Consider the following 15,145-nt stretch of genomic DNA (forward strand, 5'->3'; position numbering starts at 1 on the left):
TTGCGTTCCTGTTCGTGAGCCGGTCAGGCGAGGACGTCGAGTCCCGCGGTGCGGATGGTGGAGGTGGACGTGGCGGCGGCTGAGGCTGGCTGCGCGGCGGAGGTGCGCCGTGCCTCCAGGCCGGCGTCGGCACGCGGGCGGCCGCCGGCCGGTCGCTGGTCGCGACCCGCCGACGTGCCCGGGTGGTTCTGCGACGACAGGTCGAGCGTCGTGCTCAGCCCGGTGCCGGCGGCGTCGCGCCGCAGGTCGGGCAGCACCTGGCGGACCGCGTCGCGGCCCGCTTCGGACGCCGCGAACAGCTCGACGTGCATGCCGTGCGCGGTGACGTGTGCGCGGACCGTGACCGGTCCGAGGCTGTCCGGCACGACCTGCACCGTGACGACGTGTTCCCCGGGGCCGGCCTGCGCGAGCGAGAACACCGGGCGCGCGAGCTGCTGACCGAGGGGCGCGGGCGTGGCCGTCTGGGACGTGACCGGCGCGGCGGCAGCGACGGGGGCGGGCGCGGCGGTCGGCGTGGTGGGCAGGACGAAGGGCGTCTCGCCGCCGCGCGTGGTGGTGACTGCCGGGAGGCCCGGATCACCCGCCGTCGATCCCTGCTGGTCCGTCCCGTGGCCGGTCTGCCCACCCCGCGCGGCGGTCGCCGCTGCCACGGTCACGACGGTCGGGATCGCGGGGGCGGTGGCGTCGGTGGGCTGGGTGGACTGGGTGGCCGGGCCGGTCGGCTGGAGCGTCGCTGCTGCTCCGGCTGCAGCGGCAGTGGCAGTGGGCGCGCTGCTCGTGCTCGTGCTCGTGACTCCGACGGTGCCGGTGCCTGTGCCGGTGCCGGTCGTCCCGCCGGACGGGGTGCCGGGCCTCGGGGCGGACGCCGGTGACGGTGCGGGGCCGTCCGCGGGGACTGCGGCGGTCGTACCCGGTGCCTGTGCAGTGGCGGATGGGGCGGACGCCGTGGTGCTTGCCGACAGCGGGACCACGGTGCCCGTGGCAGCGCCGGTGGCGGCGGAGACGGCAGCAGTCGTCGTCCGCGTGGTCGTCTCCGGGGCGGGCGTCGGGGCCGCCGTCGTCGCGGTGACGACCTGCGCCGTCGGCTCGGGCGCGGTCGACGTCGCCGGTGTGACCGTCTCGGCAGGGGTCGTCGTCACGATCGGAGGGACTGAGGCGGGCACCGTTCCTGCGAGTGGGAGCGGGAGCGTGGGCGTCTGGGCCTCCGCGGCGGCAGCGGTCCCGCCGTCAGCGACAGCCGCCACGTCCGTCCCGGTGCTGGTCGTCGAAGCGTTCGTCGGTGTGGTCGAACCGGTGTCGTCGGCTGCGCGGGAGTCGTCCCGGCGCGCCGGTGCACGCTCACCGGCACGACGATCCGTCGCGGCGGCCGCGGACAGGGCGGCGTCGAACGAACCGGCACCGCCGGCGTCGGACGTGGTGCGGGCGGGCGCAGCGCTGCTCGTCGGAGCGGGCGCGGGCTGGGTGGCGATGGTCAGGCTCATGCGGCGCTCCCGGACTGCATCATGGACAGCAGCGCGGCGGTCTGCAGGTCGGTGGCGCTGCTCGCGGCGGTGGTCGCGGTCGTCGCCGGGGTGGCGGACGCCTGCGCCGGCACGATGCGACGGATGGTGGCGATGTCGGCGTCCGAGTACCAGTTGTCGACGATGCGGACGTCCTTGCCGGGGCGCGGCGCGTGCAGCACCTTGCCGTCGCCGACGTAGATGACGACGTGGCCCTCGCCCTTCGGGATGATCAGGTCGCCGGGCTGTGCGTCCTTCAGGGAGCCGACCTCGACGCCCATCTTCGCCTGGTCCGGCACGACCCGCGGCATGGTCACGCCGAGGTCCTTGAACACCGTCTGCACCAGGCCCGAGCAGTCCATGCCAGCGGTCGTGGTGCCGCCGAACACGTAGGGCACGCCGAGGTACTTCTTCGCGTCCGCGACGACGTCGGAGCCGGTGGCGCCGCTGCCCGTCGCGAGGGTGCCCGCGCCAGCGTCGACCGACGTGGCGGGCGCGCTGCTGGTGGTCGCCGCAGCGGCAGCAGCGGTCGCGGTCCCGGTGTTCCCGGTCGCCGTGGCCAGGGCGTCGGCGAAGGCGCTCGACGACGCGCTGGTCGACCCGGCGGACGACGACGTACTCGTCGCCGCGGCCGAGCCACCGCGCAGGGTGTCGATCTGGGAGCGGATCTCGGAGATCCGGGAGAGCACCGCTTCGACGCTCATCGGGCACCACCTTCCGTGCGGCGTCGTGCCGCGATCTCGTCGAGGGCGTTCTGTTCGGTGCGGAGTTCCTCGGCGGCCTGCTCGGCGGCGTGCTTGCCCTCGAGCTTCTCCAGACCGACCGCGGCACGTCGTGCGGCGGTGTACTCCTCCTGTGCCCGGTCGGCGTCCGCGCGGCGGGTCCGGACCACGGCGTCGAGCTCCTCGAGCATCCCGCGGGTCGCGGCACGCGCAGCGGCGACGGCGCTCAGGGTCGCGGCGTCCTCGATCGGCTGCGCGCCCTCGGCGTCGGCGAGGCTGCGGCGCGCGGCGATCCTGGCGTCGGCGGCGTCGCGCACGCGCTCGTTCGCGGTGGCGAGCGAGGCTGCGGCGCGGTCCTGTTCGGTGTGCCGCAGGCGCAGGAGCGCCGCGAGCGGGAAGCGGCGGGCCATCACGACACCCCCAGCTGCTGCACGAGACCACCGAGTCGCTGCCAGGACGCATCGGCGGTCGCCCGCTCGTCCATCCCCTGGCGCAGGAACGCGTCGATCGCGCCCTGGTGGTCGACGGCGGCGTCGACGAGCGGGTTCGAGCCGCGCTGGTACGCGCCGACGTCGAGCAGGTCCTGGGCGGCGGCACGCGCGGCCATCACCTTGCGGAGGGTCGTCGCGGCACCGCGCTGCGCCGGGTCCGTCACCTTCGAGGCCACACGGGACACCGAGCCGAGGGCGTCCACGGACGGGAAGTGCCCGGTGATCGCGAGCTTCCGGTCGAGCACGACGTGACCGTCCAGGATGCTGCGGGCGGCGTCGGCGATCGGCTCGTTGTGGTCGTCGCCGTCGACCAGCACGGTGTACATGCCGGTGATGCTGCCGACGCGGTCCGTCCCGGCACGCTCGAGCAGCCCGGCGAGCACCGAGAACGTCGACGGCGGGTAGCCCCGGGTGGCCGGCGGCTCCCCCACCGAGAGCCCGATCTCACGCTGTGCCATCGCGACGCGGGTGAGCGAGTCCATCATGAGCACGACGTCCTGGCCGGCGTCGCGGAACGACTCGGCGATGCGGGTGGCCACGAACGCGGCGCGCAGACGCATGAGGGCGGGCTCGTCCGAGGTCGACACGACGACGATCGAGCGGGCGAGGCCCTCGGGGCCCAGGTCGTCCTCGAGGAACTCGCGCACCTCGCGGCCACGCTCCCCCACGAGTGCGATCACGTTGACGGCGGCGTCGCTCCCCCGAGCGATCATCGACAGCAGCGAGGACTTGCCGACACCGGAGCCTGCGAAGAGCCCCATGCGCTGGCCACGGCCGACCGTGGTGAGGGTGTCGAGCACCCGCACGCCGAGCTGCATCGGGGTGTCGATGCGGGTGCGTGCCATCGCGTTCGGGGTCGCGTGGTCGAGCGGCACCCAGTCGACGGGCTCGCCACCGGCACCGACGAGCGGTCCGCGGTCGTCGATCGGTCGGCCGAGCCCGTCGAGCACACGGCCGAACAGCCCGGCACCCGTCGGCACGAGCACCGGCCGGCCGGTGGGGCGTGCGGGGGTGCCGGCGGTCACACCGGTGAGGCGGCCGAGCGGCATGCAGCGCACGCCGGTGGCGTCGGTCGCGACGACCTCGACGGCGGTCTGCACGCCGTCCTCCGGTCCGACCGTGACGACCTCGCCGACGTGGGCGTCGAGCCCGGCGATCGTCAGCCCGAGGCCGACGGCGCTCGTGACGACGCCGACCCGCTGGGGTGCGGCCTGCCGCAGGGCGTCGTCGAGCCCGCGGGGGCGGAGCAGCGTGGCGGTCACGCGGACACCCCCTGCAGCTCGACACCCAGTGCCGTGCGGGCGCGGTCGAGTGCGGTGGCGATCCGGGCGTCGAGGATGCCGTCCGGCAGGTCGACGACGGCGTCGCCGTCCCGCAGCGCGGGGTCCGCGACCACGGGCACCGGCAGATCGACGTCGGCGACGCGGGCGGCGTCCGCCGGGCTGAGCCGGACGGCCACCGGGACGCTGCGGTCGATGGACGCGAGCGCCCGCCGGACGGTGGTCTCGGCACCGGACGTGATCCGGGCCTCCCGGTCGTCATCGGTACCGACCGCCGGACGGGAGGCACGGATCTCGTACCCGACGATCGCCTCGGCCAGGTCCGTGGCCGCGCTGGCGACGGACGCCTCGGCGTCACTCAGGACGGGCGCGACCGTGGACAGCATCGCGTTCGTCGCGGCGTCGAGGACGGCGATGCGGCGGACGGTGTCCGCGCGCAGCGACGCGGTCAGCGCGGCGTGTTCGGCCTGCAGGCGGGCGCGCAGGGCGTCCGTCTCGGCCTGTGCGGCGCGGAGTCCCGCCGTGTAGCCGGCGGCGTGGCCGCGGACGTCGGCGCCGGACGCACGTTCGGTCGCGGCGGCGGTGCCGATCGCGGGGAACGCGATGCGCTGCACGGTGCCGGCGGTCGTGGTGTCAGTCAACGAGCTCGTCCTCCTCGGCACGGTGCACGGTGATGACGCCCTGCGCCTCGAGCTCGCGCACGGAACGGACGACCTCGGCGCGCGCCTCCTCGACCTGCGAGACGCGGACCGGGCCCATGGCCTGCAGTTCGTCGTCGAGCAGCGAGCGGTTGCGCTCGGACACGTTCGCGCGGATCGTCTCGACGACGGGTCCGGCCGCACCCTTCATGGCGGTCGCGAGGAGCTTCGAGTCGATGCCGCGCAGCACCTGCTGGATGTCGCGCGACTCGAGCTTGACGATGTCCTCGAAGGTGAGCATGCGCGAGCGGATGTCCTCGGCGAGTTCCGGGTCGCGGGCCTCGAGCCCGTCGAGCACGGCCTTCTCGGTGGCGACGTCGGAGCGGTTGATGATGTCGACCAGGGGCGCGATGCCGCCGACGACCTCGACGCTCTCGCGCGGCGACACGACGGCGCCGGCGCGCTGCCGCAGGACACCCGCGACGATCCCGACGGCCTCCGGGGTCGCGCTGCCCATCGTGGCGAACGCCTGCGCGACGTCGGTGCGGACGCGCTCGTCGACACCGGCGAGGACGGCGCTCGCCTGACCGGGCTTGAGGTGGGCCAGGACGAGGGCGATGGTCTGCGGCAGCTCGCCCTCGAGCAGGGTGATGACCTGCCCGGGCTCGGCGTCGTCGAGGAAGTCGAAGGACTGGCCGGCCAGGTTCGAGGCGAGCCGGTCCATGACGCCCGCGGCGCGCTCGGCCCCGAAGGACGCCTCGAGCAGCCCGAGCGCGGTCTCCTTGCCGCCACGCTTCTGCAGCCGGCCGCTCATCGTGATCCGGTGGAACTCCGACATGGTCTGGTCGACGACGGTGTCCTCGACGCGGCGCATCCGGACGATCTCGGCCGAGATCTCCTCGGCCTCCATCTCGGTGAACTGCTTCATCACCTCGGCCGCGCGGTCGGTGTCCATCTGCATGAGGATGAGCGCGACCTTCTGGGCGCCGGTCAGGGCACGGTCGTTCGAACCCTTGCCGGTGCCCGGGCCGTTGCCGTTGCCGTTGCTGCCGCTCGGCATCAGGGCGCTCACACCGGTGCCCGGTCGTCGAGGAGCCCGCGCAGGAGTTCGGCCGTGCGCTTCGGGTCGCGTTCGGCCAGCGCGGAGATGTCCTGACGGCGGCGCTCGGCCGTGATCTCGTCGGTCGTCAGCACCTCGGTCGGCGGGTCACCGGCGGGCATCGTCGACAGCACGGCGGTGGGGGCGTCGCCGGCACCGAGGGTCGCGCGGTCGGCGGCGCCGTCCATCGCGAGGGGCAGCTGGAACGTCTCGCCGGCGAAGGCGTCGAGTTCGCCGAGGTCGACGGCCTCGCGCTCCTGCTTCCGGCTGCGACGGGCGATGACGAACATGACGGCGATGAGCGCGAGCAGGATGCCGATGACGATGCCGGCGGTGCGGATCGACGACCACAGGGCTTCCTGCTGGTCGGCCTTCTGCTGCGCCTCGAGGGCCTTCGCGGCCTGGTCGGCGCCGCTGGTGTCGAAGTCCATCATCGCGACCTTGACCTGGTCGCCGCGGTTCTGGTCGACGCCGGCGGCGGCCGACACCAGGTCGTTGATGCTCTGCAGGTTCGCGTTCTGCACGGCGTCGGCCTTCGAGTTCAGCGCGACCGAGATGGTCTGCCGGTCGAGGGACCCGGAGGGGATCTGCGTGGTCTCGGTGGTGTGGTCGACGGCGTTGTTCTTCGTCGCCGACTCGTTGGTGTAGCCGCCGTCACCGGTGCCGCTCGTGGCGGTGCCGTTCGGCACGGCGATGTTGTCCGGGCCGAGGACCCCGGTCGCACCGCTCGACGCGCCCGCGGCGCCGGAGCCGTACTGCTCGGTGGTGCTCGACTCGTTGAGCGCGACCGGACCCGAGGTCGGTGACGTGTAGCTCTCCGACGTGCGCGTGCCGGACTCCTGGTTCATCGTGCCGGAGACCACGACCGTCGCGTTGCCGGCCCCGAGGGTGGTGTCGAGCAGGTCCTGGATCTTCTTGCTCGTCGCGGCGTCGTAGTCGGCGGCCTGGTCGGCGCCGCTGCCGGTCGCACCGGTCCCGACGGCGGACAGCGTCTGCCCCTTGGCGTCGACGACCGAGACGTCGGTGGTCTGCATGCCCTCGACCGAGGCGCTGGTCAGGTGCACGATCGCCTGCACCTGGTCGGTGCTCAGCTGGGTGCCGTTGTCGGTGGCGATGAACACCGACGCCGTCGGGTCCTTCTCCTCGGACACGAACACGGACTTCTCCGGGATCGCGAGCTGCACGGTCGCGGTCTGCACGCCGTCCATCGCGCCGATGGTCTTGGCGAGCTCGCCCTCCATCGCCCGCTTGTAGGTGACGTCCTGCTGGAACTCCGAGCTCGTCACGCCCATCTGGTCGAGCAGCGAGTAGCCGCCCTCGTTCGACGACGGCAGCCCGTTCGACGCGGCCTTGAGGCGCTCCGAGTACACCTGCGCCTGCGGCACCAGGATCGTCGCGCCGCCGTCGGTGAGCTGGAACGGCACACCGTCGGTCTGCAGCTGGTCGGTGATGGAGCTCGCGTCGGCGGCGGCCAGCCCGGTGAAGAGCGGCGCGTAGGACGCCTTGCCGAGCCACGACGCCAGGGCGATCCCACCGAGCACGAGCGCGGCGATCACCAGGATCGCGATGGTGCGCTGGGCGGCGGAGAAGCCCTTGACGTACGCCGACAGGCGCGCGAAGACGTTCTTGACGGCGACGGGCATCAGGCCTGCATCCTCATGATCTCGTTGAACGCGTCGACGCCCTTGTTGCGGACGGCGGAGACGAGCTCGAGCGTGACCTGCGCGCGGGTGGCGGCGATGGTCGCGTCGTGGATGTCGTCGAGGTTGCCGGTGACGGCCTTGAGCGCGAGGGTCTTCGAGTCGCTCTGCAGCGCCTGCAGCCCGTCGACGGCGTTCCCGAGGCTGGCGGCGAACCCGCTGCCGTCGGTGCTGGTCGCGCCGGCGGTGCCGGTGACGTCGCTGGGGGTGCCGGACACACTGGTCAGTGCGTTCGTCATCGCGTTGGTGGTCACACCGTTGACGGCGTCGATGGGCATCAGTTCTTCCCGATCTGCAGTGCCGCCTCGTAGGCGGTCTTGGCACGGTCGACCACGGCGGCGTTCGCCTGGTAGCCGCGCTGGGCCATGATGAGGTCCGCCATCTGCGTGCCGAGGTCGATGTCCGGCATGCGGACGTAGCCCTCGTCGTTCGCGAGCGGGTTGTCCGGGTCGTAGGTCACCCGGCCGGCGGCGCTGCCGAACGCGGCGCCCTTGACGTAGGCGCCGGACACGCCGTTGCCCTCCTGGACCTCGACGTATCGGGCCTGGAACGCGGTGTCGTCCATCGACTTCACGGTGTTCGCGTTCGCCATGTTGTCGGCGACGGCGTCGAGCCACTTCCGGTGCACGGTCATGCCGGTGCTCGCGATGCCGATCGCGTCGAAGGTCGTCACGAGTTCGTCCGCATCGCCGCACGGACGCTCGTGAGCTCGGAGTTCATCGCCTGCGTGGCGAACTGGTACCGGAGCACGGTGTCGACGTTGGAGAGCGTCTCCTCGTCGAGGTTGACGTTGTTGCCGTTCGTGTTCGTCGGCTCGAGGCTGCGGGCGACCGTCGGCGCGGTGTTCCCGCTGCCGTCGGTGATCGACTTCGCCAGGGCGTCCTCGAACTGGACCTTCTCGGCGTGGTAGTTCGGCGTGTTGATGTTCGCGATGTTGTTCGCGATCACCTTCTGGCGCATCGACAGACCGTCGAGTGCGCTCTGCAGCGCGACGCTCGTCACGGAATCGAACACGGTGGTCCCCTCGTCAGGCGTCGCCGTGGGACGTCGCCGTGCGGTGGTGGCCGATCCGTGGCCGAACTGGTGAGCGATCCGTGCTCGTGTGGCGCTATCGGTGCCCGTCCCCGGCCGCGTTAGCCCTCGCCCCGAACGGGGGTGGCACCACTTCTGCGACAGACCACTCGTCGAACGACGCGTGCTTCGTCGTGGAACAGGTGGCGGGAGCGCGGGTCAGGCGGACGCGTCGAGGTAGACCGCGCCACGGGGCTCGCGGGTCGCGTCGACGGCGCGCAGCGCACCGAGGTGCTCGAGCGTCGCGCGTCGGTCCGACTCCAGTTCCGCGATGCGGTCGCGCTGCGCAGCGAGCAGCCGGGAGGCACGCCCCACCAACGCGCGCGGCACCGGACCCAGCCCGGCCGGCTCCGACCACTCCACCACGGCCGTGGGGTCGGCCGCCTGCCGGGCAGCGTCGTGCTCCAGGGAGTCGAGGAGGGCCTCCCAGGCGAGGCGGTGGTCGACCTGCTCGGGCGACACCTCCTGCTCAGGCGACGGTGTCGGTTCGGGCGACGGTGCCGGTTCACGCGACACCGAGGGCTCCGCCCGTCGACTGCTGGCGGGTCGGCGTCGCCGGCAGCGACGCCGCGGCGTCGTGCCACGACTGCCGCAGGGGTTCGAGGATCCGGATGCAGTCGCGCGTCGCCTGCACGTCACGGTGCACGTTCGCGGTGATGAGGGACGTCGACGCGTAGTTGTAGACGGCGAGCAGGCCCTCGCCCCCGTCCCAGACGTCGATCCGCAGCGTGGACGACAGCTCGCCGACGATCGCCTGCGCGTGCAGCAGCTGCTCGCGGGCGGCGTCCCAGTCGGCGCTGGTCTGTGCGGCCTCGGCGCGGTGCAGGTCGAGCAGCAACCGGTCGTAGAGCATCGTGACGAGCTGCGCCGGGGTGGCCGACAGGACGGCCTCGTTCGTGTACTGGGCGCGACGCTGGTCGGTCACGGTGCGGGGCTGCGCGGCCTGGCGGAAGGCGGCGGCCTGGAAGTCGAAGGTCATGGTGATCCCGTCAGCTCGTCGTCGCCGCGAGCTGGCTGGCGAGCCAGCTGGACTGGGACTGGAGCTTGCTGAGGCTGGTCTCGAGCGACGAGTACAGCGTCTGGAGCGATGCGCGGCGCATCGTGAGTCGGTCGGTCCAGCTGTCGATCTGGGTGTTGAGGTCCTTGGCGACCGCCTGCTGGCCGGTGATCGTCGTGGTGATGGACCCGTCGTACTTGTCGGACGCCGCGGTGGCGGCTGCACCGACGTTCGCGGAGACGCCGGACAGCATCGCCTGCGTGCCCTCGGGGTCGGTGGCGAGGGCCTTCTGGAAGGCCTCGGCGTCGAAGGTGAAGCTGCCGTCCTTGGTGATCGAGATGCCGATCGACGACGGCGACTTCCCGCCGACGGGCGCCGACATGGTGCTGCCCAGGCGCTGCACGGCGTCGCGCGTGGTGCCGTCGCCCATCAGGACCCCGGCGGTCGTGGTCGTCGACCCGCTGGTGGCACTCGTGCTGCTCGTCACCGCGGTGTTCGTCTTGTAGTAGGCCGAGACCGCGTTCATCGCGTCGACGAGTCCGGACGCCACGGACTGGGCCTTCGTGGTGTCCTGCGCGACGCCGACCGTGACCGGGTCCGTCGAGGCCCTCGACACGGTGACGCTGAGCCCGGGGACCAGGTCGGTGAACGTGTTCGTCGCGCTCGTGATCGTCTGCTCGGCGGCGGTGCCGGCCCACAGCGTGACGCTGGCGTCCTTCGCCTGGGCGACGACCGCGGCGCCGACCTCGGTCAGCACGTTCGTCGCGGTGCCGGCGGTCACCTGGTCGGCGGTCCCCCGGTACACCTCGAAGCCCCCCGCGGCCCCGGTCTTGGCGGACGTGAGCTGCAGCCGGTAGAGCTTGGTGCCGTCGGCGGCCGCACCCGCGGCGACCTTCGTGGCGGTGACGCCGGCCCCGGACTTGTTGATCGCCGACACCGTGTCGTCGAGGGAGCCCGACGACGGCGTGACGGTGGTCTTCGTGCCGTCGGCACCCACCAGGGTGATCGGTTCGGCAGCGGCCGACCACGTGGACATCGCGGCGGTGACCCCGACCTGGGCGGACGCGGTCGAGCCGACGCTGAACGTCAGCGACCCGGCGCTCGCGTTCGTGCCGGTGACGGCGGTGACGCTCGACGACGAGCTCGTGGCCGTGAACAGGTCGAGCGAGGTCGCCTTGGCGGCGTCCTTCGCCTTGGTCGCGAGGGCCTGCACCAAGCCGTTGATCGTCTGCAGTGACGAGATGAACGAGTTGGTGCTCGTGAGCTTGTTCTTGAGCAGGGTCTGCGGCACGCCCTCGACGCTCATCAACGAGTTGATGAGGTCGGTCGTCTTGAGCCCGCTGACGAGCCCGTCGATCGCGAGGCTGGTGCTCGAGGACACGGACGATGACATCGTCGACACTCCCTGGCGTCGTGGGGATGGTCAGGAGGGCGACGCCGCCTCCCGGGAAGCCTGAACGATCCCGGAAGGCGGCGTCGTGGGTGCTAGCGCAGGAGCGAGAGCACGCCCTGCGTGCTCTGGTTCGCCTGCGCGAGCATCGACGTGCCGGCCTGGCTGAGGATGTTGTCGCGCGTGTACTTGACCATCTCCTCGGCCATGTCGACGTCGGTGATGCGCGAACCGGCAGCGGTGAGGTTCTCCTTGGCCACGTTCGTCACGTTGATGGCGTGGTCGAAGCGGTTCTGGACAGCACCGATGCTCGAACGTGCCGAGGACACGTACTTGATCTGCTCGTCGATCGCGGTGATGGCGGCCTGAGCGTTCGTCGCGCTGTCGAAGGTGAGGGCGCCGACAGCGGTCGACACGGACTCCACGTTGGACTTCGACAGGTCGACGTCGATCTGGCTCGCCGCGTCGCCGTTGGCGCCGACCTGGAACTTCAGGACGCCTGCGGTGCCGGCGGAGCCGTCGAGCAGGTTGATGCCGTTGAAGTTGGTCGACTGCGAGATGCGGGTGAGCTCCTTGGTGAGCTCGCCGACCTCGGTGGTGATCGCCTTGCGCGAGTCCTCGTTGTTCGAGTCGTTACCGGCCTGGACAGCCAGGTCGCGCATGCGCTGGAGGATCGAGTGGGTCTCGGTGAGGCCACCTTCAGCGGTCTGCACGACGGAGATGCCGTCCTGCGCGTTGCGGGCGGCGACCGTGAGGCCACCGACCTGGGACTTCAGCCCCTCGGAGATCGACAGACCGGCCGCGTCGTCGGCAGCACGGTTGATGCGGAGACCCGACGAGAGCTTCTCGAGGGACTTCGACAGGTCGTTCTGCGTCGAGTTGAGGTTCCGGTACGTGTTGAGTGCCGAGAGGTTGGTGTTGATGGACATACCCATGGTGGTTTCCTCCGTGAATGCTGGGTCGTACTACAGCCCGTCCGTGGGCTGACGTGGATGACTCTCGACCGGGTGCCGGGAGTCGTTAGGGAATCGACGGAAATACCCGTCGACGGTTCAGCTCGCCGCCACGGCGACCGGCGCGGTCGCGTCGTGGACGGCACGTGCGACGCCGGCGGCGGCGTTCGACGCGACGCGTGCGAGGTAGGCGCTCCGGCGGGCCGCGGTGGTGCGCGAGGCGGGTTCGGCGGCGGCACCGCCGTCGCCGTAGTGGGCGGCCAGTCCGTCGCGGAGCAGGCGCATCGCCTCGGAGCGCTGCTGCGAGACGGCGGAGTGCGTGATGCCGAGTTCCGCGGCGACGTCGGTCACCGAGCGGTCCCCGAAGTAGACGGCCTCGACGACGAAGCGCATCCGCTCGGGCAGCGCCTCGACGGCTGCGCGCAGATAGCGGCGCTTCTCGGTCTCGAGCAGATCGTCGCCGGGCAACGGCAGGTCGGCGGCGACGAGGTCGTGCACGGTCTCGTCGAGGGGCGCGACGATACGGGCCGCGTCGCTCATCGCGTCCGAGGCGGTCTGCCGGTCGACACCCATCGCGTCCGCGATCTCCTGCACGCCGACGCTCCGGCCGAGTCGGGCGGACAGGGCCTCCTGCGTGGCGAGGGTCTCGCGGATCCGCTTCCGGGTGCCGCGGGACGCCCAGTCGGCCGAGCGCATGTCGTCGGCGAGGGCTCCGGCGATCCGGGTCCGGGCGTAGGCGCCGAAGGGGACGCCGAGGGTGGGGTCGAACGCGTCGGCAGCGGCGACGAGGGCGAGGGAGCCGACGGCGGCGAGGTCGTCGCGGTCCAGGTGCGTGGCACGGGAGCGGACGTCGGCGACGATGTAGCCCACGAGCGGGAGGTGCTCCACGATCATCGCGTTGCGTGCGGTGCGGTCCATGCTGATCCCCTGATCGACCTGACGTGACTGTCTCGACTCACCCGTCCCTGGGCACGACGGACGCCGGCCTCGGATGGCCGGTGCGTACGCCGAAGACCCGCCCGGTTCCCTCCGAGCGGTGCACCCCGCGCCCCTGTGACGCGGTTCGAGGTCGCCCTCGTGGTGCGTTCTGAATGTATCGGCTGGCAATGTCCTGAACAGGGGTTCATCCGTCCCCAGTGCGGGGGCATTCGCGGTGTTTCCCGGTCGGCATTTGGGGGGACCCAGCGCGTAGAACGACCGTTTCCGTCCCCCGGACGGGGTGCGTTTCCCGATTGTCCGGGAGGCCCGGGGGACGTCCGCCTCGCAGGTCACGTCCCCCGCCGCTTACGACCACCGCCGTCGGGTCGATAGGTCTCGGTGTCCGCCGGATGGTGGACCCGAAGACCCGAACACCCGACGACGACCCACACGGGAGGAGCTGATGAGCGTGAACGACCTGTCCGCCGTGCTCTGGCGCGAACGCGAACTGCTCGAGCTGCTCACCTTCAAGCTCGAGGAGGAGCAGCTCCTGCTCACCGCGGGCCGTTCCCGTTGGGTGTCGCACGCCAGCCGCGAGGTCGAGCAGGTCCTCGAACGACTCCGCAGCACCGGTCTCGAGCGCGCCGCGTCGAGTGCCGAGGTCGCCGAGGAGTGGGGCGTCCCCGCCGATGCACCCCTGCGCGACGTCGTCGCCGCAGCGCCGAACGGCCCGTGGGGCGAGATCCTCGCCGCGCACCTGACCGCGATGGTCGAGCTGACCACCCAGATCGGCGCCCTGCGCGACGAGAACGACCGCTTCCTGCGCACCGCCGCCCAGGCCACCGAGGAGACCCTCGCCGGCACCCTGACGACCGCCGCGACCTACGACGCCTCGGGCACCTCTGGAGCCGGCTCCGACGGCGCTCGCCTGTTCGAGGGGACCTTGTAACCCCGTGGTCAGCACCTTCGGCTCCCTCGCCACCGCGTACTCCGGCCTCGCCGCGGCCCGCGCCGGCATCGACGTCACCGGCCAGAACATCGCGAACGCCGGCACCGCCGGGTACACGCGGCAGCGCGTCACGCAGAACTCGATCCCCGCGACGCAGACCGGGTTCATGCGCGGCACCGCCGCCCTCGCCGGTCAGGGCGTCTCCGTCGACGGCATCGCCCGCCTGGCATCGCTGACGCTCGACGTCGGCGTCCGGGTCGCCGCGGGGTCCTCCGCCTACGCCGACGCCCGTGCGACGGCACTGTCCGCCCTCGAGACCGGCCTGCACGAGCCCGGCAAGGACGGCCTGAGCGCCAAGCTCGATGCCTTCTGGTCGTCGTGGAGCGAACTCGCCAGTCACCCCGACGACCCGGGTGCCGCCAGCGCCGTCATCGGCGCAGCGGGCACCGTCGCCTCCGCCCTGGCCGCCGGGTCGAAGGCCGTCGACGCGCAGTGGTCCTCGGTCCGGGGCACCGCGGCCGGCCAGGTGACCCAGCTGAACGACGCCGCGAAGCAGGTGGCCGACCTGAACGGGCGGATCCGCACCGCACTGGCCTCCGGCGGCACCGCGAACGAACTCCTCGACCAGCGCGACCAGCTCACCGAGCAGATCGCGACGCTCGCCGGCGGGACGACCCGCACCAACGCGGACGGCACGGTCGACGTGCTGCTCGGCGGCAACCCGCTCGTGCAGGGCACCGACGCCCGCGCCGTCGCCCTCGGCGGTGGCGAACGCCTCGCCGACGGCGCCGCGGTCACCCTGACCTGGACCTCCGGCACCGCCGGCGCGGTGTCCCTGAGCGGCGGGTCGATCGGTGGCGCCCTCGCCGTCCTCGCCCCGGCGAACGGGAACGGCACGGGCGGCGCGCTCGCCCAGGCCGCCGCGTCCTACGACGCCGTCGCGACCCAGCTCGCCACCACGGTCAACGCCGTGCACGCCACCGGCACGACCCCGGCCGGCACCACCGGCACCGCGTTCTTCGCCCTCGCGGCGGGCGTCCCCGCAGCGCAGGGCCTGTCCGTCGTCCCGACGGACGGCACCGGCCTGGCGACGCGGAACGCGGCGGGGCAGCTCGACGACTCGTTCGCCGATGCGCTCTCGCGACTCGGCACGGGCCCTGGAGCCGCCGACACGACCTGGGCGACGTTCGTGGCGGGGGTGGGCACCGCCTCCCGGTCGGCCGCGACGGAGTCGACGCTCACCGGACTCGCCCTGACCAACGCGCGCACCCAGCAGCAGTCGAGCGCCGGCGTCGACCTCGACGAGGAGAACGTGAACCTGCTGAGCTACCAGCACGCGTACCAGGGCGCGGCACGCGTCCTGACCGCCGTCGACGAGATGCTCGACACCATCATCAACCGCGTCGGACTCGTCGGGAGGGGCTGATCGTGATCACCC

Annotated in this window: 17 protein-coding genes; 2 read left to right on the top strand and 15 right to left on the bottom strand. The window is 72.3% G+C overall.

Annotated features, from left to right (window positions below):
* Nucleotides 1-23 precede the first annotated feature (23 nt).
* The 15 genes from ITJ69_RS14240 to ITJ69_RS14310 form a co-directional block, all read right to left on the bottom strand.
* Nucleotides 24-1,481 (bottom strand): flagellar hook-length control protein FliK, encoded by a 1,458-nt coding sequence (locus ITJ69_RS14240; RefSeq protein WP_194673081.1) that lies wholly within the window; start codon nucleotides 1,479-1,481, stop codon nucleotides 24-26.
* Nucleotides 1,478-2,203 (bottom strand): C40 family peptidase, encoded by a 726-nt coding sequence (locus tag ITJ69_RS14245; protein ID WP_194673082.1) that lies wholly within the window; start codon nucleotides 2,201-2,203, stop codon nucleotides 1,478-1,480. The genes ITJ69_RS14240 and ITJ69_RS14245 overlap by 4 nt, the downstream gene beginning before the upstream one ends.
* Complete coding sequence (locus tag ITJ69_RS14250; RefSeq protein ID WP_194673083.1) at nucleotides 2,200-2,631, bottom strand: flagellar FliJ family protein; 432 nt, start codon at nucleotides 2,629-2,631, stop codon at nucleotides 2,200-2,202. Before ITJ69_RS14250 ends, ITJ69_RS14245 begins: the two co-directional genes overlap by 4 nt.
* Nucleotides 2,631-3,974 (bottom strand): FliI/YscN family ATPase, encoded by a 1,344-nt coding sequence (locus ITJ69_RS14255; protein ID WP_194673084.1) that lies wholly within the window; start codon nucleotides 3,972-3,974, stop codon nucleotides 2,631-2,633. The genes ITJ69_RS14250 and ITJ69_RS14255 overlap by 1 nt, the downstream gene beginning before the upstream one ends.
* Nucleotides 3,971-4,633, bottom strand: coding sequence for a hypothetical protein (locus tag ITJ69_RS14260; RefSeq protein WP_194673085.1), 663 nt, complete (start codon nucleotides 4,631-4,633; stop codon nucleotides 3,971-3,973). The genes ITJ69_RS14255 and ITJ69_RS14260 overlap by 4 nt, the downstream gene beginning before the upstream one ends.
* Nucleotides 4,626-5,702, bottom strand: coding sequence for a flagellar motor switch protein FliG (gene fliG / locus ITJ69_RS14265; RefSeq protein ID WP_260212467.1), 1,077 nt, complete (start codon nucleotides 5,700-5,702; stop codon nucleotides 4,626-4,628). The genes ITJ69_RS14260 and fliG overlap by 8 nt, the downstream gene beginning before the upstream one ends.
* On the bottom strand, nucleotides 5,699-7,372 hold the full coding sequence (gene fliF, locus ITJ69_RS14270; protein WP_194673086.1) for a flagellar basal-body MS-ring/collar protein FliF: 1,674 nt from the start codon (nucleotides 7,370-7,372) through the stop codon (nucleotides 5,699-5,701). The genes fliG and fliF overlap by 4 nt, the downstream gene beginning before the upstream one ends.
* Entirely contained in the window at nucleotides 7,372-7,707 is a 336-nt protein-coding gene (gene fliE, locus ITJ69_RS14275; RefSeq protein ID WP_194673087.1) for a flagellar hook-basal body complex protein FliE, read from the bottom strand. The genes fliF and fliE overlap by 1 nt, the downstream gene beginning before the upstream one ends.
* Nucleotides 7,707-8,102 carry a flagellar basal body rod protein FlgC gene (locus ITJ69_RS14280; RefSeq protein WP_235035933.1) on the bottom strand — a complete coding sequence of 132 codons (396 nt, stop codon included), beginning with the start codon at nucleotides 8,100-8,102 and terminating at the stop codon, nucleotides 7,707-7,709. The genes fliE and ITJ69_RS14280 overlap by 1 nt, the downstream gene beginning before the upstream one ends.
* Nucleotides 8,099-8,443 (bottom strand): flagellar basal body rod protein FlgB, encoded by a 345-nt coding sequence (locus tag ITJ69_RS14285; RefSeq protein WP_123292719.1) that lies wholly within the window; start codon nucleotides 8,441-8,443, stop codon nucleotides 8,099-8,101. The genes ITJ69_RS14280 and ITJ69_RS14285 overlap by 4 nt, the downstream gene beginning before the upstream one ends.
* A 216-nt stretch (nucleotides 8,444-8,659) precedes the next feature.
* Complete coding sequence (locus tag ITJ69_RS14290) at nucleotides 8,660-9,016, bottom strand: hypothetical protein (protein WP_194673088.1); 357 nt, start codon at nucleotides 9,014-9,016, stop codon at nucleotides 8,660-8,662.
* Nucleotides 9,006-9,479: a flagellar export chaperone FliS gene (fliS, locus tag ITJ69_RS14295; protein WP_131879945.1), complete on the bottom strand. Its 474-nt coding sequence runs from the start codon at nucleotides 9,477-9,479 to the stop codon at nucleotides 9,006-9,008. Before fliS ends, ITJ69_RS14290 begins: the two co-directional genes overlap by 11 nt.
* A 10-nt stretch (nucleotides 9,480-9,489) precedes the next feature.
* Nucleotides 9,490-10,890, bottom strand: a complete 1,401-nt coding sequence (gene fliD, locus ITJ69_RS14300; RefSeq protein WP_194673089.1) for a flagellar filament capping protein FliD — start codon at nucleotides 10,888-10,890, stop codon at nucleotides 9,490-9,492.
* 92 nt (nucleotides 10,891-10,982) lie between these two features.
* Nucleotides 10,983-11,822, bottom strand: a complete 840-nt coding sequence (locus ITJ69_RS14305) for a flagellin (RefSeq protein ID WP_181437623.1) — start codon at nucleotides 11,820-11,822, stop codon at nucleotides 10,983-10,985.
* A gap of 117 nt (nucleotides 11,823-11,939) precedes the next feature.
* Nucleotides 11,940-12,758, bottom strand: a complete 819-nt coding sequence (locus ITJ69_RS14310; protein WP_123938152.1) for a sigma-70 family RNA polymerase sigma factor — start codon at nucleotides 12,756-12,758, stop codon at nucleotides 11,940-11,942.
* A 463-nt stretch (nucleotides 12,759-13,221) separates the two neighbouring features.
* On the opposite strand from ITJ69_RS14310, the gene ITJ69_RS14315 reads away from it, so the two are divergent.
* Both ITJ69_RS14315 and flgK read left to right on the top strand, forming a co-directional pair.
* The gene (locus ITJ69_RS14315) at nucleotides 13,222-13,707 is read left to right on the top strand and encodes a flagellar protein FlgN (RefSeq protein ID WP_194673090.1); all 486 of its coding nucleotides are present in this window, start codon (nucleotides 13,222-13,224) and stop codon (nucleotides 13,705-13,707) included.
* A gap of 4 nt (nucleotides 13,708-13,711) precedes the next feature.
* On the top strand, nucleotides 13,712-15,133 hold the full coding sequence (flgK, locus tag ITJ69_RS14320; RefSeq protein ID WP_194673091.1) for a flagellar hook-associated protein FlgK: 1,422 nt from the start codon (nucleotides 13,712-13,714) through the stop codon (nucleotides 15,131-15,133).
* Nucleotides 15,134-15,145 lie beyond the last annotated feature (12 nt).

The organism is Curtobacterium sp. VKM Ac-2887, from assembly GCF_015350935.1.
Classification (GTDB): Bacteria; Actinomycetota; Actinomycetes; order Actinomycetales; family Microbacteriaceae; genus Curtobacterium.

Excerpts from the sequence above, each read along its gene's own strand:
- ITJ69_RS14240 (WP_194673081.1), bottom strand. The coding sequence starts at position 1,481 with ATGAGCCTGACCATCGCCACCCAGCCCGCGCCCGCTCCGACGAGCAGC.
- ITJ69_RS14245 (WP_194673082.1), bottom strand. The coding sequence starts at position 2,203 with ATGAGCGTCGAAGCGGTGCTCTCCCGGATCTCCGAGATCCGCTCCCAG.
- ITJ69_RS14250 (WP_194673083.1), bottom strand. The coding sequence starts at position 2,631 with ATGGCCCGCCGCTTCCCGCTCGCGGCGCTCCTGCGCCTGCGGCACACC.
- fliF (WP_194673086.1), bottom strand. The coding sequence starts at position 7,372 with ATGCCCGTCGCCGTCAAGAACGTCTTCGCGCGCCTGTCGGCGTACGTC.
- fliE (WP_194673087.1), bottom strand. The coding sequence starts at position 7,707 with ATGCCCATCGACGCCGTCAACGGTGTGACCACCAACGCGATGACGAAC.
- fliS (WP_131879945.1), bottom strand. The coding sequence starts at position 9,479 with ATGACCTTCGACTTCCAGGCCGCCGCCTTCCGCCAGGCCGCGCAGCCC.
- fliD (WP_194673089.1), bottom strand. The coding sequence starts at position 10,890 with ATGTCATCGTCCGTGTCCTCGAGCACCAGCCTCGCGATCGACGGGCTC.
- ITJ69_RS14305 (WP_181437623.1), bottom strand. The coding sequence starts at position 11,822 with ATGGGTATGTCCATCAACACCAACCTCTCGGCACTCAACACGTACCGG.
- ITJ69_RS14310 (WP_123938152.1), bottom strand. The coding sequence starts at position 12,758 with ATGGACCGCACCGCACGCAACGCGATGATCGTGGAGCACCTCCCGCTC.
- ITJ69_RS14315 (WP_194673090.1), top strand. The coding sequence starts at position 13,222 with ATGAGCGTGAACGACCTGTCCGCCGTGCTCTGGCGCGAACGCGAACTG.